Origin of the sequence: Vibrio sp. 779(2023) (genome assembly GCF_033344285.1) — a bacterium.
Lineage (GTDB): Bacteria > Pseudomonadota > Gammaproteobacteria > Enterobacterales > Vibrionaceae > Vibrio > Vibrio alginolyticus.
This window is the reverse complement of sequence record NZ_JAWPOM010000013.1, coordinates 109,145-129,440: the sequence shown is the minus strand read 5'-3', so window position 1 is coordinate 129,440 and position 20,296 is coordinate 109,145. Positions and strand designations below refer to the sequence as shown.

Genomic DNA, 20,296 nt, shown 5'->3' with positions numbered 1-20,296 from the left:
AGGTAGATAGAGATGCGTATTAAAGAAATTGGCAGAATATTTACTCAAAGATGGTTTCTCGGTCTTATCGGTGTCGCTGCTTGTTCTATTTTCATTTGGGTTGTTGGTCCACTTATTGCGATAGCGGGATATGAGCCCCTAAAGAGTGACTTTCAACGGCTAGTCACTATTCTAGTGTTGGTGTTGCTTTGGGCGATATTTAACGTTACCAAGCAGCATAAGCAAAAGGTGAAAGAAGACGAAAGTATTCAAACGTTGCTTGAGGTTGATAGCCAATCAGATAAAGAAGCAGCAAGTGAAATTGACTTAATGCGCGAGCGTATTGAGCAAGCTGTCAAAGTAGTGACGAAAACACACAAAGGCAAGAGAAGCTTGTATGACTTACCGTGGTATGTGTTGATTGGCCCTCCTGGAACGGGGAAAACAACCGTATTAAAGCAGTCGGGGTTAGAGTTTCCATTAGGAGACAGCCTTGGCTCTGACTCTATTGCCGGTGTAGGTGGCACTCGCCACTGTGATTGGTGGTTTGCAAATAAAGCAGTTCTTATAGATACGGCAGGCCGGTATACGACACAAGACAGTCAAGAAAAGGTCGACTCTAAAGCGTGGCATGGTTTCTTAGGATTGTTGAAAAAGTATAGAACGCAAAGACCAATTAATGGTGCGATTGTTACGATAAGTTTAGCCAGCGTGATGTCTCAGACTCGAACCGAGCGAAGTCTTCATGCTCGAGCAATTAAGTCGAGACTTCAAGAACTGAAGAACCAGTTAGGCATGCAGTTTCCGATTTACGTATTGCTCACCAAAATGGATTTAGTTGCCGGTTTCAATGAGTTCTTTGCCGATTTAAGTAAGGAAGAGCGAGAGGAATTATTTGGTTTCATGTTCCCTCGTGAAGTGGATGATGAAAGAGGCGTTATTTCTCTATTCAACAAAGAATTTCATGGCATGTTGGAGCGTCTTGATGCCCGTATGCTTAGAATACTTGAAACTGAGGACGATTTAGATAAACGCGCACTTATCTTTGAATTTCCAAAGCAATTAAGAGTGCTACAAGCTAATCTTGACGAGTTTTTAGCTGAAATTTTTGCACAAAACAGTTTTGAAGAGCCTGCCTTGATTCGTGGTGTGTTTATGTTGAGTTCGGTTCAAGAAGGCTTACCAGTCGATAAGCTGATGAATGAATCAACCAATGGACTTGGGTTAAATCGATTAGCTCTAGCAAAGAGTCAGACTGGTTCTCATAGTTATTTCGTAAAGAATCTTTTTGACAAGGTTATTTTCAAAGAGCAACTGTTAGGAACAGTTAATCGTCACTATCAAAAGCAGTCAGGTTGGATGCGTCGAGGTGTTTACATTGGATGTACAACGCTACTGCTAGGAGCTTCTGCGCTTTGGTTTATGAGTTATAAGTGGAACTCACAGTTAATTGTCGATACCAATGAACAAGCTAGCCATATTGATGCACTGATTGGCGCTCAAAGTTTAGATTTTGAAGCGGATATTGTTTCAGCTGTAGAAACATTAGATAGGTTGATGACGCTTCCTCTCGGAAAGCAAAGCAACTACGGTGATGCCGACTCTGTAAAGAGGTTTGGTCTCTATCAAGGAGACAAAGTATCTCAGGCGGCAAACAATGCATATTCTGATGCTTTGACCCAATATTTCGCCCCTTTGCTTCTTGATAGCCTGGTGTCAGAAATGGAGAGCAATCAACAGCATCGTGAGTATTTGTACGAAACGTTAAAAACGTATTTGATGTTATTCAATCCAGACAAATATCAACAAGATGAAGTGTTGGCTTGGTTTAACTTTTATTTCGAACGTCAATATCCGGGTGAGCTAAACGCAGACTTAAGAAGACGCTTGCTACAGCACACTCAATATTTATTAGGCAACGATGGACAAGGCTTTACTTACAACACTGCTGCCGTGACGAGTGCTCGAGAAGTGTTGACTCAAATGTCTCTACCTGAACGTGCTTATCAGCGAATGAAAATACAATTTTCTAAGAGTCATGTACCTTCATTTCGCTTGACTGATGTATTGGGACCTAAAGGGCTTGAGCAGTTCGAGCGAGCTAGTGGAAAACCGCTATCACAAGGCATTTCGGGTTTCTACACGTACAATGGTTTTCATAGCATTTTTCAGATTCAGATCAACCGTACAGTAAAAAGCCTAATGGAAGAGAACTGGGTTTATGGTGACGATCTTAAGGCTCATGAAATTGATCAAGATAGTGCCATCCAAGGCGTTCAGTCTCGATACTATCAAGATTATGTTAATGAATGGAAAACGTTGATCGAAGATATTCAATTGAAGCAGGCTCCGAGCCTAGAACTTGCGACAGAGCAAGCGAGGGTTTTATCTGGAGTTGAAAGACCAATCGAATCTTTGTTGAGAGCAATCCAAAAAGAGGTTGCTCTATCAAAAGTATCATTGTCAGAAAATCAAAAAGCCGCTTCTGAAGTTGCTGGTAAAGTTGCCAAAGTTAAGTTTTCAAATACGGCAGATAGACTAGACATGTATTTACCTGAAGAAAACGGTTTCAATGTTGCTCTGCCAGGTAAAGAAGTCGAATCACATTTCTCAGAGATTTTACGCCTTGGTGAGCAAGACTTTGATGATATTCAACAAGCAATGATTAACTTGCGTTCGTATTTAAGTGACTTATCAAGCTCTGGTAACAATCAGAAAATTGCCTACAAAAGTATTTTAGATGGAACCGTTACACAAGATGTCGCAGCTTCCTTTGCTCGTGCTAAAGAACTTTTGCCGAGACCATTTAATCAATGGCTAGGTGAGCTTTCTCAAGAGTCGGTCAAGTTTGCGGAGAGCGGTTCGAAGGATCATCTAAATCAACTTTGGGTAACACAAGTGGTGCGCCCTTATCAGCGGACTATTGCTGGCAGATATCCATTCGAGCCCAATGCGAGCAGAGAAGTCAGATTGAAAGACTTTAAGCGATTCTTTGGTTATGGGGGCACGCTTGACGCATTCTTCCAAGAATACCTCGAACCGTTTGTGGATACTTCGAAAAGTCGTTGGCGATTAGAAAAGGAAATTGGAGTTCGTCCAGAAACACTAATGGTCTTTCAAAGAGCGCAACGTATCAGGCAGTCTTTCTTTGAATCTGATAATTCATTACGCGTAGAGTTTGGTATGAAGCCTGTTTATCTAGACCAGCACATTACTCGATTTGTCTTAGAGTTGGGTGGACAAGATTTGGTTTATAAGCATGGACCAGCAAGAGCTAAATCGTTGAGTTGGCCTGCCGGTCAAGATCAGACTCGAATTGTGTTCACACCACCTGAATCTAAACGCGAAATTGCGCATACCTATGAAGGTGAGTGGGGCATATTCAAGCTTTTGGATCAATCACTTAAAGCAAGGCCAGAATCGCGTAAAGACAATATAGTTATGATTGATTTAAAGGGAAACAAGGTGCAACTAGAGCTTATTCCTTCTAGTGCCATTAATCCGTTTTGGTCAAATGAAATGGAGAGGTTCAGATGTCCACGAACCTTATAACATCAGGCTGGGGATATATCGGTAAAATGCCTGCAAAAGGGGACTTTGTGAAAGATGGTTTATCACAAGATTTCTCGGAGCGTTGGCATGATTGGCAACAGGCGGTTATTGCAGTCAGCAGGGAACAACTGGGCGAAAGCTGGAATGAGCACTTTTTAACGGCTCCTGTGTGGCACTTTGCTTTGGATATTAGTTATTTAGAAGACTCAACCTACATTGGTAGCATGATTCCTAGTGTTGATGCATGCGGTAGATACTTTTTCTTTACTATAGCTCGTGCCGTAAAAGGTGAAGCTGCGCAATATTGGAGTGACAGAGCTTGGACGGAGGACAGTGCAACTCTTGCTCTTTCGGTACTTGAGGACGACTTTGTCTTTGATGTTTGGCATAAGAGTACTCAAGAAAAAAATGACCTCGTTGCGAATGTAACAAGTGAAGTGAGGTCTCTGGAGTTTCTTTATCAAAGCCAAATATCTACAGTTTTTCATGATGACGGCAATACTGATCAAAACACGCTTTTGAATTACCTCATTAAAGAAAAATTGAGTAAACCATGTTTTTGGTGGACTGAAGGTTCAACGAAGGTTGAACCATGCATGTTCATTACGAGTGGATTTCCTTCAATTGGTCAGTTTTCAGCCATGCTTGATGGCGGTTGGAAAAAGTGGAATTGGTAGGATAGAAGAATGAATTGGAACTATTTTACCTTTGCTAAATCGCACGCAGGAAAAGTACGCCCTTATAACGAGGATGCTCTGTTGGATATGGCAGAACAGCATATTTGGGTGGTTGCCGATGGAATGGGTGGACACAGTGCTGGCGATATAGCAAGCCAGATGCTAGTGGATAGAGTCGCGCGCCACATGCAGGATGTCTCCAATACTAATATCGATGATATCCGAAGAGTGGTTCAAGAAGCGAACTTAGAAATTTACCAATACGCACAAAATCACTTAGACGGTAAAACGATGGGAACAACACTTGTTTTGTTGTTTATTCAGGATGGGTATTACCACTGTCTTTGGGTGGGTGATAGCCGAATTTACCAGCTTAGAAGTGGTAATTTTGTCCAAAAAACACGTGATCATAGTCAAGTCATGGACTTAGTGGATCAGGGCTTATTGGCATTTGAAGATGCCGAATCTCACCCTCTTGCAAATGTTATTACCAGAGCTGTTGGGGTCGACGAAAGTGTCACTATTGATCAAGTTTCAGGGCAGTTGGCTGACGGCGATCAGTTTTTACTCTGTAGCGATGGGCTCTCTAAGGAACTTACGAGTGATGAAATTCATCGGACATTGTATGCAGACTCAGTCAACCAAGCTGGATTAGCGCTCATGCATTCGGCTTTGGTTCGGGGCGCAAGTGATAACGTAACTTGTGCTTTGATCAAAGTTCGCCAAGCGCAAACGGAGTGCGAAACAGTAACTAGAGAAGACGCAACAATACCTGTCTTTCTAAGAGGGAGAGCTTATGAGTAATGAAATGTTTGATTGGTATGAACAAGCGTTGGCTCCTATATCTCAAGAAAATCCTACAGGTGTTGATCCTAGAGAGGATGTATCACCACAGTCTGCTTACTATCGGTTGAAAGATCAGCGTATGGCCGCCCGCAACGCTGAACGTAATGCTCTTATAGAAGAAGAAAGTATCTATACCCACAGTAATTTATGGCGAGTATTTATTGAAGATGTCCCAGAAATACTCACGAATCAGTCTAAAGATTTGGAATTTGTTGCCTGGCTTATAGAAGCCCTAACTCGATTGTATGGTTTTCGTGGTATGGGCGTTGGCTACAAACTCGCAACCAGTTTAATTGAGAACTTTTGGGATGATCTGTACCCAATGCCTGATGAAGATGGTATTGAGACAAGAATATCGGCGATTATTGGCCTCAATGGTATCGATAGTGAAGGAACACTTATTTTTCCAATTGCTTGTATACCATTGACTGACTTAGGCGTGGAGCAAGCTTATGCCTATTGGGAATATCAGCAAGCTATAGAGCTTGAGCGCTTAGACGAAGATAAGCGCCGAAATCGAGTCGAGCTTGGGGCTGTGGAGCTATCTGAAATTACAACTACGGTTAAGTCGACTTCTGATACGTTTTATCGAGAATTAATCACGGATTTGGAGTTCGCTACGGAATCATTTAATGAATTCAGTCAGCGATTAGATGAAGCGGTCGGTGATGTGACTCCTAGCTCTTATATATCAAAAAGACTTGAATCAATACACTCGGCATTAAAGCACCTTCTTGGAGATCGTTTTAATCAACCACAAGCAGTGATTGAAGAGCTAGAGGATCTTGATGAATCTTCTTCTGAACAACCGTTAAGTGCACAAAGTTGTGATGCATTATTAGCGACAAACATGAAATCACGAGAGCAGGCAATTAGACAATTGCAGCAAGTAGCTGATTTCTTCCGAGAGAGTGAACCTCACTCACCAGTTTCTTACTCCATCGAACAGATCATTCGTTGGTGTGGGATGCCTCTGCCGGAGTTACTGGCGGAACTTATCTCCGACGGGGATGCAAAGAAAAGCTACTTCCGTTTGGTTGGCATAGCAGAACAAAATGAAAATTAATAAAGGGAGAATGGTATGACGAGTATCCACTCGAAACTATCACGAGTACGGAAGCCTCGTGTCCACATTACCTATGATGTTGAAACTGAAGGTACAACTCTTAAGAAAGAACTGCCTTTTGTTGTAGGTGTAATGGGTGACTTCGCTGGTCAAAACACAGAAGCGTTGAAGCCATTAAAAGACCGCCGTTTTATTCAGATCGATCGAGATAACTTTGACGATGTACTCAAAAAAATGAATCCATCGGTGAAGTTTAAAGTTGCGAATAAGCTTGCGAATGACGATTCACAGTTTGAGGTCGATTTAAACTTTAAATCAATGCAAGACTTTGAGCCTGCTGCGATCGTAAATCAAGTTGATCCACTACGCCAATTGATGGAAACGCGTAATAAACTGCGTGATTTGATGACAAAAGTTGACCGCTCAGAAGAGCTTGAAAATATCCTAGAGGATGTTTTGAACAATACAGACAATCTGGCAAGACTTGCAGGCGAGTTAGATCTTGGCAAGAAAGCGAAGTCAGACAGTACTGAAGGAGCGGAATAATGACGACTGAAGCTGAAAAACAGTTAGATCCAACTGTTAATGAACAGACAACTTCATTCTTAGATCAAGCTATTGGTGCGACTAAGCAGACCGAAGCTTCTCGTGCTGAGGAGCTGATTAAAACGCTCGCTGAAGAAGCAATGAAAGGGACAGTTACTTGGAACAAAAACCTAACAGTAACTTTTCGTGAAGCGATTAATTTGCTCGATAGGCAGATTTCTGAACAGTTGTCTGAAGTAATGCATCACCCAGAATTACAGAAACTCGAAGGTTCTTGGCGCGGCTTAAATTATCTAGTGATGAATTCAGAGACCAGTTCTACTCTGAAAGTTCGCATGATGAGTATGACCAAGAAAGAACTACATAAAGACTTGAGCAAAGCTGTTGAGTTTGATCAAAGCCAGATCTTTAAAAAGGTTTACGAGTCTGAGTTTGGTAGTGCTGGTGGTGAACCGTATGGTGCATTGATTGGAGACTATGAGTTTACCAACCACCCAGAAGATATTGAGTCGTTACGCCTAATGTCAAATGTAGCGGCTTCTGGCTTCTCTCCATTCTTGTCCGCGGCTTCACCAGCACTATTCGGCTTTGATGAGTGGACTGAGCTGTCAAAACCACGCGACCTAGATAAGGTATTTGAATCACTAGAATACGCCCAATGGCGTTCGTTCCGCGAGAGTGCCGATTCGCGCTTCGTTAGTCTGACGATGCCAAAAGTCCTTGCTCGTTTGCCATACGGACAAGCTACCGCTCCAGTCGAAGAGTTTGGGTTTGAAGAGTTCGAAGTAGATCCTGTTTCAGGTATTGCTGTTAACGCTGAACATAACGACTACTGTTGGATGAACTCTTCGTATGTTCTTGGTGTTAAGTTAACCGACGCATTTTCAAAATATGGATTTTGTACTGCCATCCGTGGTGCAGAAGGCGGCGGTCGAGTGGATAACTTGCCAACGCATTTCTTCATGAGTGATGATGGCGACCCTGATATGAAGTGCCCAACAGAGATTGGTATTACCGACAGACGTGAGGCGGAGCTTGGTAAGCTTGGTTTCTTACCGCTTTGTCACTACAAAAACACCAACTATGCAGTGTTCTTTGGTGCGCAAACCTGTCAAAAACCAGCGAACCATGAATCCCCTGAAGCAACGGCCAATGCGGCCATTTCTGCCCGCCTACCTTATATGATGGCAACATCTCGTTTTGCGCATTATTTGAAAGTAATGGCTCGAGATAAAATTGGTAGCTTTATGGAAGCAGAAGACGTTGAGTCTTGGCTGAACCGCTGGATCCTAGGTTACGTCAATGCTTCTGAAGGCGGTGGTCAAGAGATCAGAGCGAAATACCCTCTAGCAGACGCTCGTGTTCAGGTTAAGGAAATTCCTGGCGCACCTGGTTCTTACAATGCCGTAGCATGGCTGAAGCCTTGGTTACAAATGGAAGAACTGACCACATCTTTGCGACTTGTGGCAAAAATCCCTCAGTCAGGTGGATAAGAAATGAATTGGCTGGTCGAAAGGCCAGCCATGACCAATCTTTATGTTCTAGATGGAATTAGCAGTGTCACTTAACTTTCGCGACCCTAGCAAGCTAAAACATGAGTTCAGTACCGGAGGCTATGCTGAACTTGATAGCCCGTGGTTGACTCGATTCAATGAATCTTCTGATCTTGTAGCGTCAGCGCGAATTTGGCTAGAAGGTACACGTTCAAGAGATTTGGACAGCTTTCGTCATAGTGTGATGAACACAATTAACCGCATTGATGAGCTATTAGAATCTCAACTAAATGAAATATTACATCATCCTGAGTTTCAACAGCTCGAAAGGGGGTGGGTTGGAGTTAGGTATTTATGTGAACAGGTTGATTCTCGTTCATCGGACTCTGTAAAAGTTAAGGTTTTAACGGCGACATGGAATGAAATCAGTAAAGATGCTTTAAAAGCCATCGAGTTTGACCAATCAGCACTATTTAAGTTGCTCTATCAAAATGAATATGGCATGGCAGGGGGAGAACCCTTTGGTGTGGTGGTTGGAGATTATCAGCTTCGCTGTGATCCTAGTAAAAATTATTTTGATAGAGATCTGTCTGTGTTGAGTAAGATCTCTCAGTCTGCAGCTGCAGCATTCAGCCCATTTATCATGTCTGCATCGCCAGAGATGTTTGGTGTTGATAGTTTCGCTCAACTCTCTGCGATAAGAGATATAGCAGCCCAATTTGAACAGGAAGATTATGCAAAGTGGCGTAGTTTGAGAGATAACGATGACGCTAAATTTATTGGTTTGACTGCACCTAACGTCTTGTTCCGTCAGCCATACAAAAGTGATGGCTCGCGGAATGATAAATTCAATTTTCAAGAACACATCTACGACTCCAACCGAGATTTGCTATGGGGGAGTAGTGCGTACTGTTTTGCTGCTGTATCAATTAGAGCATTTCAGGAACATGGTTGGTTCACGCATATGCGAGGGATTAAACAAGGCGATTACAGTCAGGGTATTATCGTCGCTCCTACAAGGAGCACGATGCGTGTTAATGGCAAGAATGATCGTGAAAGATGTCCGTTAAACTTGAAAATCACTGAGAGAAAAGAGCAAGAATTGTCTGAGTGCGGTTTTATTTCTATTTCTCCAATACCTGAGACTGATATGGTAGGGATGACCTCGAATGTATCTCTCTACAAGCCCAAACAATACGCAGAAAAGCATATTTCAACGAATGCAAAACTGACATCGATGTTGCAATACACATTGTGTGTATCGCGAGTCGCACATTATCTCAAGGTTATGGGGCGTGACAAAATTGGTGGGTATCAAGACGCAGAAAGCCTAGAGCGTGACTTTCAACGCTGGTTACATCAGTACACTACCGCATCAGATGAAGCGTCTGATGAGCTTCGAGCTAAATACCCCCTAAATGAAGCGAAAATTACAGTTCGAGAGAAAAGAGAAACTCCTGGACATTATTACTCAGTTATCCATTTGCGACCGCATTTTCAACTCGATCAAATGGTATCTAGCATTAAATTAATTACCGAATTATCACCAGAGCACATGGTGTAAGGAAATAACAATGACTCAATGGAAAAATGCTTTGTCCCAAGGCCTATTGCAACACGCTCTAGAGCAATTAATTGATGAAATTAAAGCAACCCCTAAAGATGCGAGCTTGAGAAGTTCCTTCATTGAGCTTCTTTGCATTGATGGGGACTTCGAGCGTGCGGACGCTCAGCTCATGCAATCGATTAAATTGTTTCCTGAGTATCTGCCTGGTGCAAGTCAGCTACGACATTTAGTGAAAGCAGCTCAAGCTAGAAAGGATTTTATCAATGGTGCGGCTAGTGCCAAAGTATTAGGTGATGAGGAATTAACTAAAGAGCTTGTTCGATTTAATCTTGCTCTCGGAAATCAAGAGTACGAAGAAGCGTCACGTCTATCGCATCGCATTGAAGAGCATCGCACTATTAAAGGGTTTAACGTAAACGGCACAAACTACGAAGATGCTAGAGATATTGATGATCGTTTAGGTGGTTACATTGAACTGTTTTCTACAGCAGGTAACTATTTTCTTGTACCCATATCGAGCATCCATACGCTAGAAGTTAAAGCACCTACTTCTTTGTTAGAGAGTATTTGGCGACCTGTCGAGTTTGATATCGATGGACTTGGTGAAGGCGAAGGCCATATGCCGTTGACATATGTTGACTCAGAGACCGATGCGCAAAAGTTAGGTCGAGAAACGGATTGGAAGCAGATTGGTGAGCAAGAATCTTTTGTTGGCTTGGGTCAAAAATGTTGGTTAGTCGGTGACTCAGCGCTTCCAATCTGTGATTTGACTACATTATTAGAACAGAAACAAATAGCGTAGAAATATCATGTCGTTAACCGTTTCTCTGCTCGACAAATTGATAGATAGTGATCCTCTCACTCGAGATGAGAAAGACTTCCCTGCAAGCCAGCAACAGATGTTGAGCAGCTTACTTAGAGATCTAGAGTCGATGCTGAATAGTCGTATTGGATGGAAAAATATTCCTGATGATCTTCTAGAGGTTCGTTATTCAATATTGAACTATGGGCTGCCAGATTTTTCCTCAATGCCCTATAGCAGCCAAGAAGGGCAGAATCAGCTTTGCGACATCGTTCATGATGCAATTAAAGAGTTTGAGCCGAGGTTAAGGAACCCTCATGTCCAGATTTCGGACGAGAAAAACGCTATTGATAGGGTATTGAGGTTACAGATAAATGCCACTTGCTTAATTGATAACAGTATTCATGAAGTGCGATTCAATTCTGAAGTAGAGCCGGTAAATTTAGGTATGAAACTGAGTAGAGCAAAATGAGTGAAGAGTTTCTCAAGTACTATAATCGCGAGTTAGCTTATTTGCGTCACAAAGGGCAAGAGTTTGGTGAGCAGTATCCCAAGATTGCCGCGAGACTTCGTATTAGTGAGGAACAGGTTGACGATCCACACGTAGAAAGATTGTTAGAAGGCTGCGCATTTCTAACAGCAAGGATTAGACAAAGCTTAGACAATAGTTACCCTCAGTTTACAGAGTCTTTGATGGGACAGTTATATCCGGATTTTCACGCCCCAATCCCGTCAATGTCAGTCATTAAAATGAGCTGTTCTAACTCCACTTCCTCTCATTTTGATGTAGAAGAAGGCGAGCGAGTTGTTATCGGTGCTACTGGATATCATGAATGCGAGTTTAGAACTTGTTATCCGGTCAGAATGTATCCTGTTGATGTGACCTCTGGCGTTTTTAAAAATGCGCCTTTCAAGCCAGTTGGCTCACGATGGGAAAGCAATGCTCATTCAGTTTTGAAAGTACAGCTCACGGCTCAAGATGAAGAGACTCCTCTTGGTGAAATGGGGATAGAACGGCTGCGCTTCTATTTAAACGGTCAATCTCAATTGACTTTTAAGCTCTACCAAATGCTGTTTCAAAACCTAATTGGTTTATCTGTTGTTGTGGATGGCAAAGAAGTTCGTCCTTTAACCAAAAGACATCTTTCTGAAGTGGGATTTTCAGAAGATGAGAAAGTTGTGCCATACAGTAAAAGAAGCTTTTCAGGAGCAAGATTACTTGTTGAGTATTTACACTTTCCTGAGAAGTTTATGTTCTTTGATATCACCGAACTTGGATTATCAGAGCTAGATCTTAGAGAGCAAGTCGAACTGTATTTTTACTTTGATACCAACGACGACTGGCTTCCAAAGCAAGTGGACGAAGAAAGCTTAATGGTAGGCTGTGTGCCTGTGATCAACTTATTTAAAAGTATTATGGAGCCTAAGCGTATTCTACCAACTGAATACGATTACCACTTGTCTCCACAATACCAAGAAGCTGAAAGTAATGAGGTTGTCTCAATTTCTGACGTAACGTTGAGAAACTGGAACAAAACGTACCACAATTTGCCATGTTATCACGCTGGTGAGCACACGCATTATACGAACACTAGTGAGATTTATTGGTTGATGAGACGTGAGGATAAGAACTGGGCTGGTGGGTATGATGAGCCAGGTAGAGAAACTTACATTTCTTTTGTTGATAAAAAACATCAATTGTTCAGCCCGGATAGCCGGGAAAACTGGTTAATGTACGTGGAAGCTGAGTGCTGTAACCGCAACTTAGCGCAGAAACTTCCATTTGGAGGTGGGCTGCCGCAAGTATCTTTACCGGAGGTAAATGACAATTTCGAATCTGTTCGTTGTTTAGTTTCTTTATCAGAAACTATTCGGCCAGAAATGGATGAAAGCACACGATGGCAGTTAACTAAGCTTTTAACTTTAAACCATTTTACCGAGGAAGATGGTTTAGCAACTTTGAAGCAGACCCTTAATCTCTATGCATTTTCTGGGACAGCAGAAACGAAAGCGGTAATCGATGCTTTAACTAAGTTAGAGTTTGAGCCGACTACAGGAAGAATTAGTCAGAAAGGCAAAGTTGGATTTGCGCACGGTATAAAAATTACTTTGACGGTTTCTGATCAAATTTTACCTAAAGAGCAGATCTTTCTCTTAGGTAGTGTTTTATCTGTTTACTTCTCGCAATATGCTGAAATTAACATTTTTACGCAGTTAGAAATAAGACTTAAGTCCACGGGAAAGTCTTTCCACTTATGGCCCGCATTAACTGGCGATAAGGTGTTGCTATGAGCGCAGAACAATTTTATCGAGAATTAAAGCAACATCCATTGTTTGAAGCGATTCATCTTATTGAACACGAAGTTCTGCAAGCAGAGGCGCAAATAGGGACAGATGCGTTACCGAAGCATGAAAAGCTAAACTTAAAGGTTAATCCATCATTAGGTTTTGAAAATGCTCAGCTTTGTGAACTGAAAAATATAGATGACAACAAGTTAGAGATTGAGACCAATTTAATAGGCCTAACGGGTGAGCAAGGTGTGCTTCCCCAGCACTATAGTGAATTAGCTTTACATCGCCAAAAAGAAGGCGATACGGCTATGGTGGACTTCTACGATATTTTCAATCATCGCTTATTATCTCTTTATTATCGATGTTGGCAATTGAGTCAGCTGACTGTTCAGTCTCGTGCGCATGCGCAGGGCGCGCGTTCGCCGTTAGAAAGCTGTAAATCGGCATTAACTGGGAAAGGGAGTTCACTGTCCCGGCACTATGGTGGTGTGTTTGCTTCACCAGTGAGAAGTAAAGGTGGACTAAAAAGTATTCTTGAATGTTTATCTGGATGCCAAGTAAAAGTTCATGAATTTCAAGGACAATGGTTACACCTTACGAAAGAAGAGCAAACACGCCTTGCATCCCGAACTATGCCTGAAGGGCAGTTTGCTCAACTTGGTTTAGGAGCGTCTTTGGGTTCGAAAGCATGGAACATCAACGCGGGGACAACAATAGAATTTCTGCCAAAAGATAAACAGCTAGTTAGTAAATTGCTTCCTAACCAACCCAATATAGCAATCATTAAGAACGCTGCTTATGAGTTGATTGGAAAACATAAACAACTGAAGTGGCAGCTCACCACCAAACATAGTTTGCTACCACAAGCTTGTTTATCGAAACAGCAGGGGCAGTTAGGTATTGGTTCTGTGCTTAAAAAACACGAACGTACAAAAGATCGAACTATAACAATTACTATTTAAAGGAAATGTAATGGCTTCACTCTCACTTTCAGCGTTGGTCGAAAGATTGTCTCCTCAGGCTAAGGAAACACTTGAACAGGCAGCTGCGATGGCAAGCTCCCGAACTCATCACAGTATTGAAATGTCTCACTGGTTAATGATGATTATCCGCCATCCTGACGATATTTACTCTGAAGTTTTTGACGAATTTGATGTCGATAAAATCAAGGTTGAAACCGATATTCAAAAGGCATTAGAAAAATACAAAACAGGATGCCAGTCGGTGCCTGGGCTATCAGCTCATACGGTGACTGTTATGCAAAATGCCTTGTTGTCTGCAACCATTGAATTCAATCAAGAACAGTTGGGGTGCATCCATCTTTTATTTGCCTACTTGTCTGATGATACGTTAGTCAACATGGCTGGTTCGATTAGTCCTGAACTAAACAAGATAGAACCATCTCGCTTATTGAACTTTAAAGAAAGTAATGCGCCTCAATCAAGATCGAATGACTTAGCGCAGTCAAACGCGAATTCCGCCTTGAATCAATTTACAACAGACCTTACTGAGCAAGCTAGGGAAGGTAAAATAGATCCGGTGATTGGTAGAGATAATGAAATTCGCCTAATGATCGATATTTTATTAAGACGCCGACAAAACAACCCGATTCTTACGGGAGAAGCTGGTGTTGGAAAAACAGCCGTTGTTGAAGGTTTGGCGCAAAAGATCATTGATGGCGATGTACCTCCCGCTCTGCAAAATGTGGCAATTAAGTCTCTGGATTTGGCGTTACTGCAAGCCGGCGCAGGCATGAAAGGTGAGTTTGAAAACAGGCTTAAGAACCTTGTTAAGGAAGTAAACGACGCTCCACAGCCTATTATATTGTTCATTGATGAAGCTCATGGCCTAATTGGCGGTGGTGGGCAAGCGGGCCAAGGTGATGCGGCGAATATTCTGAAGCCAGCATTAGCGAGAGGTGAACTCAGAACGATCGCAGCAACAACGTGGGCAGAGTATAAAAAGTATTTTGAAAAAGATGCAGCTTTAACTAGGCGTTTTCAAGTCGTAAAGGTTGATGAGCCTGCCCCTGAACTCGCGATCGAAATGTTACGAGGCTTACTTGATGTAATGGCACAACACCACGATGTTCATATCACTAACCAAGCTCTCAATGCAGCGGTCCAACTGTCAGCTCGATACATTAATGGTCGTCAACTGCCAGATAAAGCGGTTTCTGTTTTGGATACGGCCTGTTCTCGAGTTGCGTTAAGTCAGTCATCTACACCGGGAGGTCTAGATGCAAAAAGAAACAAACTTAAAGCAAAGCAAGCTGAGTATGAGCATCTTAGCCAAGAGAATCGATTAGGAGCATCTCTTGATGTGCAGCTCCAAGGTGTCCGAAAAGAGATTGATGCGCTATCTAATGACATTATTGAATTAGAGGTACTTTGGGAAAAAGAAAAAGAATGGGTAAGTGAAGCTAAGTCACTTAGAACCCAAATAATCCAGGAGGGTTCTGAAACTGCTAGAGACAAGTTACAAGAGCTTGAAAATAACCTCTCCGTTAACTCACAGCCCTTAGTTTTTTCGCATGTAAATGAAGCGCTAATCGCAGAAGTTATTTCGGATTGGACCGGTATACCGCTGGGTAAACTTCAGGATGATGAAATCCAAGCAGTATTGGGTTTGAAAGAAAGTTTGTGCAAGCGAGTTGTCGGGCAGGATCACGCTTTAGAGCTCATGTCTGAAGTGATAAAAACCGCGAGTGCGCAGCTCACGGATGAGACACGACCAAATGGTGTATTTCTCCTAACCGGACCAAGCGGAGTGGGTAAAACCGAATCGGCTTTGGCGATTGCAGAGAAAGTGTATGGTAGTGAAGAAAATGTCACGACTATCAATATGTCGGAATTTAAGGAAGAGCATAAAGTCTCATTGCTATTAGGTTCTCCTCCTGGTTATGTCGGTTATGGAGAAGGAGGTGTACTGACTGAAGCTGTTAGACGTAAACCTTATAGTGTAATTCTCCTCGATGAAATGGAAAAAGCGCACCCTGGTGTTCAAGATATTTTTTATCAGGTATTTGATAAAGGCTCAATTAAAGACGGTGAAGGTCGAGATATAGACTTTAAAAACACTATTATTATTATGACCGCGAACACAGGGACCGAAACGACGATGTCTTTGTATTCTGATCCTGATTTAGCGCCTGAGCCGTCAGCACTAAAAGATGCTTTACGCGATGATTTGTTGGTTGACTTTAAACCAGCATTTTTAGGGCGTGTGAATGTATTACCTTATTTGCCTCTATCAAGAAAAGTATTGATAGAAATAACAAAATTAAAGTTAGATAAAATTACGACTCGTATTCGTAAGCACTATAACGCTGACCTGTTTTTTGATGAGGAACTAATTAATGATATTGTAGACAATAGCAATGAGTCTGGGAGTGGTGCGCGTGTGGTACAAACAACCATAGAAAATACATTGCTTCCGAAGATTTCTCATGAAATATTGCATGCAATTCTTAATGATAAGACGTTTGATGAAATTATTGTTAAAGGTACAACTAGTGGACTTGATGTCTCAATAGTTTAACATCCTTTACACTCTCAATAATAATTGGGAGTTGGTTCATATTAACTATTATTTTTTATAAAAAACGCTTAAATTAAATCTTATTTAAAGATATAACAGGGCGTATTTAAAATGAAGTTTTTGATACATTAATCACTAATTATCACCAAACGTCAGATAATTAAATTATTACGATATATGTCAATTAATAATGCTATAGGAGATTAGCATGCAGTCTAATACGTATCTTAAATACGCAGATATTAAGGGTGAGGCAACAGCCGAGCAATACAAAGATTTGATTACACTACTATCTGTAGATTGGAGTGTAGGTCGTGAGATCTCATCATACACTGGTACAGCGATGGACCGTGAAGCGAGCGCTACTCGTCTATATGATTTGACTATCACTAAACTTCAAGACCGTTCTTCTCCTGACTTATTTAAAGAAGCGACGATTGGTAAAGGTAAACCAGCGGTTTTCCATATTACTAAGCAGGGTGAGAAGGTTGAAGAGATCATGAAGATCGAACTGACTGATGCGATGATTTCTAACTACTCAGTTTCTATCCAAGACGATCGTCCAGTTGAAACTATCACAATTTCTTACACAGAAATGATGATGACAGTGACTCCTACTGACGATAAGAACAACACTTCTGCTCCATTGGTATACGGCTACAGCGGTGTTAAAGGTCAACAAATGTAATTTTCATGCGGGGGAGTATTCCTCCGCATTTTTTTGAAAGAAGTATTTAATGAAAAGAGCAACTCAAGATAACAATTTCATCCGAATTTCTTCGCCATTCGGTAAAGATGCCATCATACTAAACTCGTTTGAGTATAGAGAAGAGATCTCAGAACTTTTTTCATTGCGTGCTAAAGCTTACTTTAATGATCAACGAAGTGAGTTAAACGAAATTATTGGTAAGGAAGTTACCATTACCCTTGAAAATAATGAGGATGTTTCTTCAAATCCTCGTTATATGCATGGTTATGTTTCTGCTGCAAGATTAGAAGGGAAAAGGGTTTCTAATACACATAAAGGCGAAAATTATAAAAACATAGAATTATTAATAGAGCCTAAATTACGTTTCGCTGAATATCGAAAAAATTGCAGAATATTTCAGCATAAAGATATAAAGGAAATTATCTCTGAAGTACTATCGGAGCATAGTGTTGCCTTTAGTTTTGAGTTAACCAAGTCCTATCCTAAATACACATACAAAGTACAATATGAAGAATCAGATCTTGAATTTGTTCGACGTCTGTTATCGGAGGAGGGGCTATCATTTTGTTTTACACATACTAAGTCTACCCATACGCTCAATATTTTTGATGACATCAGTTTTTATAAGCCGGGTACTGAGTTTTTAGTCGATTTTGATACAGGTACGGCGAAATCTAGCCACATTTCTTCTTGGCATGAAACGCAAATTCTGACTACTAAAGCGAGTCAAAAGTCAGGCTATAACATGCTCAAGCCTTCTTCGAATCCTAAAAATACTGCAAAGGGTGAAAGTGATTTTTTTACAGTACCTGGAAGCGAGTATTTTGAATACATGGGTGAAATGGAGAGCAATGATCAATACGCACTGAGAAACACGCATGCAATAGAAGCACTACAGCAAAATGCATATTTGTGTCGTGGCGAGGCTACGTGCAGAACATTCAGTGTGGGCAAGTGCTTCAAGTTTAAAAAGCATGAAGATAAATCTCGAGTCGGCAAAGAATATGTACTGTCTTCTGTTTTTTTGTCTGCTGCTGTTTATAACCAGACTGGTCAAGGTGGGACCGGTGCGCAAGGTGTCAAAGTCTCGTTTAGTTGTGTTGACTCAAAGACAATCCTGCGTCCTTCAGTTAACTACCCGAAACCTCAGATGAAAGGTTTGCAAACCGCAGTAGTTACGGGGAACAAAGATGGTGAAATTTACATAGACAAACATGGCCGTATCAAAGTTCAGTTTCACTGGGACCGTGTTGGTAAATACGATGTAAATAGTTCATGTTGGATTCGTGTTGCGCAAAATATTGCAGGTAACGGATGGGGGTCGGTGTTTCACCCTAGAGTCGGACAAGAGGTCATCGTCGAGTTTGTTAACGGAGACCCTGATCAACCAATCGTTACGGGGTCACTATATAACGGTAGTCAACTCCCTCCTTACGCTTTACCAGAGCAAAGTTCTCAGAGTGGTTATAAATCACGCTCTGTACAAAAAGGTACATCCAATTTTAATGAGTTGCGCTTCGATGATAAGCCTGGTGAAGAGCACATTTATCTTCATGCTGAAAAACTGTTCCAAATGCTAGTTGAAGACTGTGTTGATATCGCCGTTGAAAACAGTAAAACCGAAAAAGTGACCAATGATGTTAATCAAGAGGTTGGTCAGAACGCGAGCTTGAAAGTAGGTAAAAACTTTTCGAATGAAACGGGTGAAGTACTGTCTTTTAATGCAGGAAAGAGCGTCGAGATCAAAGTAGGTGGTGCTTCTATTCAGATGTCTAGCTCTGGAGAAATCAATATCAAAGGTAATAAAATATCCATTAACGGCTCAGCTATTGCTCTTAAAGCTGGGCAAATTTCATTGAACTAAGGTGATTTAAAGTGGGTAAACCAGCCGCAATTTTGGGCAGCTTTCATCTTTGCCCTAAAAAAACAGGAAAGATACCGCATGTCGGTGGTCCCGTCGTTGTTGGTTCACCAAACGTAACGATTGGCGGGATACCTGCGGCAAGACAAGGCGACAAGCTTATTTGTATCGGTCCTCCGGATAGTATCTCAGCAGGTTCTTCTAGCGTAACAATCAACGGTAAACCAGCCGCAAGAGTCGGCGATTCAACGTCTCATGGTGGCAAAATTCTATCTGGTATGCCTACGGTTTTAATCGGAGGCTAGATGCCACTCGCATTTCAAACGCATCTTCTATCCTTTAATGGCCGTTCACACACCGTTCGCGAGATAGCTGATGATTCTTTTAGATTGTCCGAGGAAATCCGACCCCCTGACTTTGCTCAATCAATAGATGAGCATATATTAAGCCTCGTGCGCTCTGAGCGCGAGAGTCTTGAGCAAGTTGATATCAAAGGGAATCTCTGTGTTCTTTTACCATCTTCGGTAGACAAAAGCTTGCTTAAAGCATTGATAAGCGAGCTTTCTATTTTCGTTGGCCAAACTGTCAATACTGAAATTTACTTTTATCCTTATGGCCAAGCTGCATTTTTGATGGCACTAAATCGGATAAATCGTGAAGTTAATGAAACGCAAGCGACTTGGATACTGGCTATAGAGGTTACGAGCGATGTAGAAGGGCATGTCAAACCTCAAAGCTCTATCATTTTAACCAAGTGTTTTTTTCGACATTCAGGTCTTGTGCCTGATGTTGTTCGAATTGATTTAGATGCCAAACAACAACGCATCGCCGTGGACAAGGTGTTTAAGCAATTAGGAGTAAGTTGTGAACATCCACTCAGTCAATTGTATTTATCCGTTAATGAGGAAGAGCCGCAATGGTTAAACTCAATGCAATTCTTGTCTCCGTGGGTGACCGATCAAACTCAGTATCAATTTGTTGATATAAAACTTGGCGGATTGGGTGCATGTGGCGGAGTTTTAAAAGCGTTAGTGATTGATGAGCTTCAAAGAAGCAGCCCCTGCCCAGACTTTCACGTGTTGCAAGCGGACATCGAGTCAGATGGCTATGCGGTAGGAGTAATATACAATTGGCGTAGTGAATAGGTCTGGCTATTGCTTTTCCTTCTAGTAGTAGCTGAGGTTTTAGTGATGCAAATGTTATGGGGGATTGACTCGAAACTGGCCCTTTAATGATGTTTGGACAATGACTAGGCGCAGCTTGCTTTTCAAAATAGCTTTGCTCACCGCGTTTTTACAGTGTTCTTCTCGCTTTCTGATTAAATAGCCAGCCATAGAACACAAACCACATGAAAAGCTGTTCGACT

Annotated in this window: 16 protein-coding genes; all 16 read left to right on the top strand. The window is 41.7% G+C overall.

Annotation, left to right across the window (positions count from 1 at the left end; all coding sequences use genetic code 11):
- The first annotated feature begins 12 nt into the window (after nt 1-12).
- The 16 genes from tssM (at nt 13) to R8O70_RS16695 (ending at nt 20,075) form a co-directional block, all read left to right on the top strand.
- Entirely contained in the window at nt 13-3,531 is a 3,519-nt protein-coding gene (gene tssM / locus R8O70_RS16770; RefSeq protein WP_206952884.1) for a type VI secretion system membrane subunit TssM, read from the top strand.
- Nucleotides 3,513-4,208 carry a type VI secretion system-associated protein TagF gene (gene tagF, locus R8O70_RS16765; protein WP_318184272.1) on the top strand — a complete coding sequence of 232 codons (696 nt, stop codon included), beginning with the start codon at nt 3,513-3,515 and terminating at the stop codon, nt 4,206-4,208. Before tssM ends, tagF begins: the two co-directional genes overlap by 19 nt.
- Before the next feature lie 9 nt (nt 4,209-4,217).
- The gene (locus R8O70_RS16760; protein ID WP_258623697.1) at nt 4,218-5,012 is read left to right on the top strand and encodes a PP2C family protein-serine/threonine phosphatase; all 795 of its coding nucleotides are present in this window, start codon (nt 4,218-4,220) and stop codon (nt 5,010-5,012) included.
- Entirely contained in the window at nt 5,005-6,120 is a 1,116-nt protein-coding gene (tssA, locus tag R8O70_RS16755) for a type VI secretion system protein TssA (RefSeq protein WP_017635624.1), read from the top strand. The genes R8O70_RS16760 and tssA overlap by 8 nt, the downstream gene beginning before the upstream one ends.
- A 15-nt stretch (nt 6,121-6,135) precedes the next feature.
- Entirely contained in the window at nt 6,136-6,666 is a 531-nt protein-coding gene (gene tssB / locus R8O70_RS16750) for a type VI secretion system contractile sheath small subunit (protein ID WP_005375949.1), read from the top strand.
- Nucleotides 6,666-8,159 (top strand): type VI secretion system contractile sheath large subunit, encoded by a 1,494-nt coding sequence (gene tssC, locus R8O70_RS16745; protein ID WP_042520999.1) that lies wholly within the window; start codon nt 6,666-6,668, stop codon nt 8,157-8,159. Before tssB ends, tssC (R8O70_RS16745) begins: the two co-directional genes overlap by 1 nt.
- A 52-nt stretch (nt 8,160-8,211) precedes the next feature.
- Nucleotides 8,212-9,723 (top strand): type VI secretion system contractile sheath large subunit, encoded by a 1,512-nt coding sequence (gene tssC, locus R8O70_RS16740; protein ID WP_053303680.1) that lies wholly within the window; start codon nt 8,212-8,214, stop codon nt 9,721-9,723.
- Between the two features lie 10 nt (nt 9,724-9,733).
- On the top strand, nt 9,734-10,528 hold the full coding sequence (locus R8O70_RS16735; RefSeq protein ID WP_017635622.1) for a type VI secretion system accessory protein TagJ: 795 nt from the start codon (nt 9,734-9,736) through the stop codon (nt 10,526-10,528).
- A gap of 7 nt (nt 10,529-10,535) precedes the next feature.
- On the top strand, nt 10,536-11,000 hold the full coding sequence (tssE, locus tag R8O70_RS16730) for a type VI secretion system baseplate subunit TssE (RefSeq protein WP_017635621.1): 465 nt from the start codon (nt 10,536-10,538) through the stop codon (nt 10,998-11,000).
- Nucleotides 10,997-12,820 (top strand): type VI secretion system baseplate subunit TssF, encoded by a 1,824-nt coding sequence (gene tssF, locus R8O70_RS16725; RefSeq protein WP_206952886.1) that lies wholly within the window; start codon nt 10,997-10,999, stop codon nt 12,818-12,820. Before tssE ends, tssF begins: the two co-directional genes overlap by 4 nt.
- The gene (gene tssG / locus R8O70_RS16720) at nt 12,817-13,782 is read left to right on the top strand and encodes a type VI secretion system baseplate subunit TssG (protein ID WP_206952889.1); all 966 of its coding nucleotides are present in this window, start codon (nt 12,817-12,819) and stop codon (nt 13,780-13,782) included. Before tssF ends, tssG begins: the two co-directional genes overlap by 4 nt.
- A 10-nt stretch (nt 13,783-13,792) precedes the next feature.
- Nucleotides 13,793-16,360 carry a type VI secretion system ATPase TssH gene (gene tssH / locus R8O70_RS16715; RefSeq protein ID WP_258623694.1) on the top strand — a complete coding sequence of 856 codons (2,568 nt, stop codon included), beginning with the start codon at nt 13,793-13,795 and terminating at the stop codon, nt 16,358-16,360.
- Between the two features lie 208 nt (nt 16,361-16,568).
- Entirely contained in the window at nt 16,569-17,048 is a 480-nt protein-coding gene (locus R8O70_RS16710) for an Hcp family type VI secretion system effector (RefSeq protein ID WP_005375967.1), read from the top strand.
- A gap of 49 nt (nt 17,049-17,097) precedes the next feature.
- The gene (gene tssI, locus R8O70_RS16705) at nt 17,098-18,933 is read left to right on the top strand and encodes a type VI secretion system tip protein TssI/VgrG (protein WP_171344058.1); all 1,836 of its coding nucleotides are present in this window, start codon (nt 17,098-17,100) and stop codon (nt 18,931-18,933) included.
- A gap of 11 nt (nt 18,934-18,944) precedes the next feature.
- Nucleotides 18,945-19,235: a PAAR domain-containing protein gene (locus R8O70_RS16700; protein ID WP_005375969.1), complete on the top strand. Its 291-nt coding sequence runs from the start codon at nt 18,945-18,947 to the stop codon at nt 19,233-19,235.
- Nucleotides 19,236-20,075 carry an NAD/NADP transhydrogenase subunit beta gene (locus R8O70_RS16695; protein WP_248486302.1) on the top strand — a complete coding sequence of 280 codons (840 nt, stop codon included), beginning with the start codon at nt 19,236-19,238 and terminating at the stop codon, nt 20,073-20,075. It abuts the gene before it with no gap.
- The last annotated feature ends 221 nt before the right edge of the window (nt 20,076-20,296 follow it).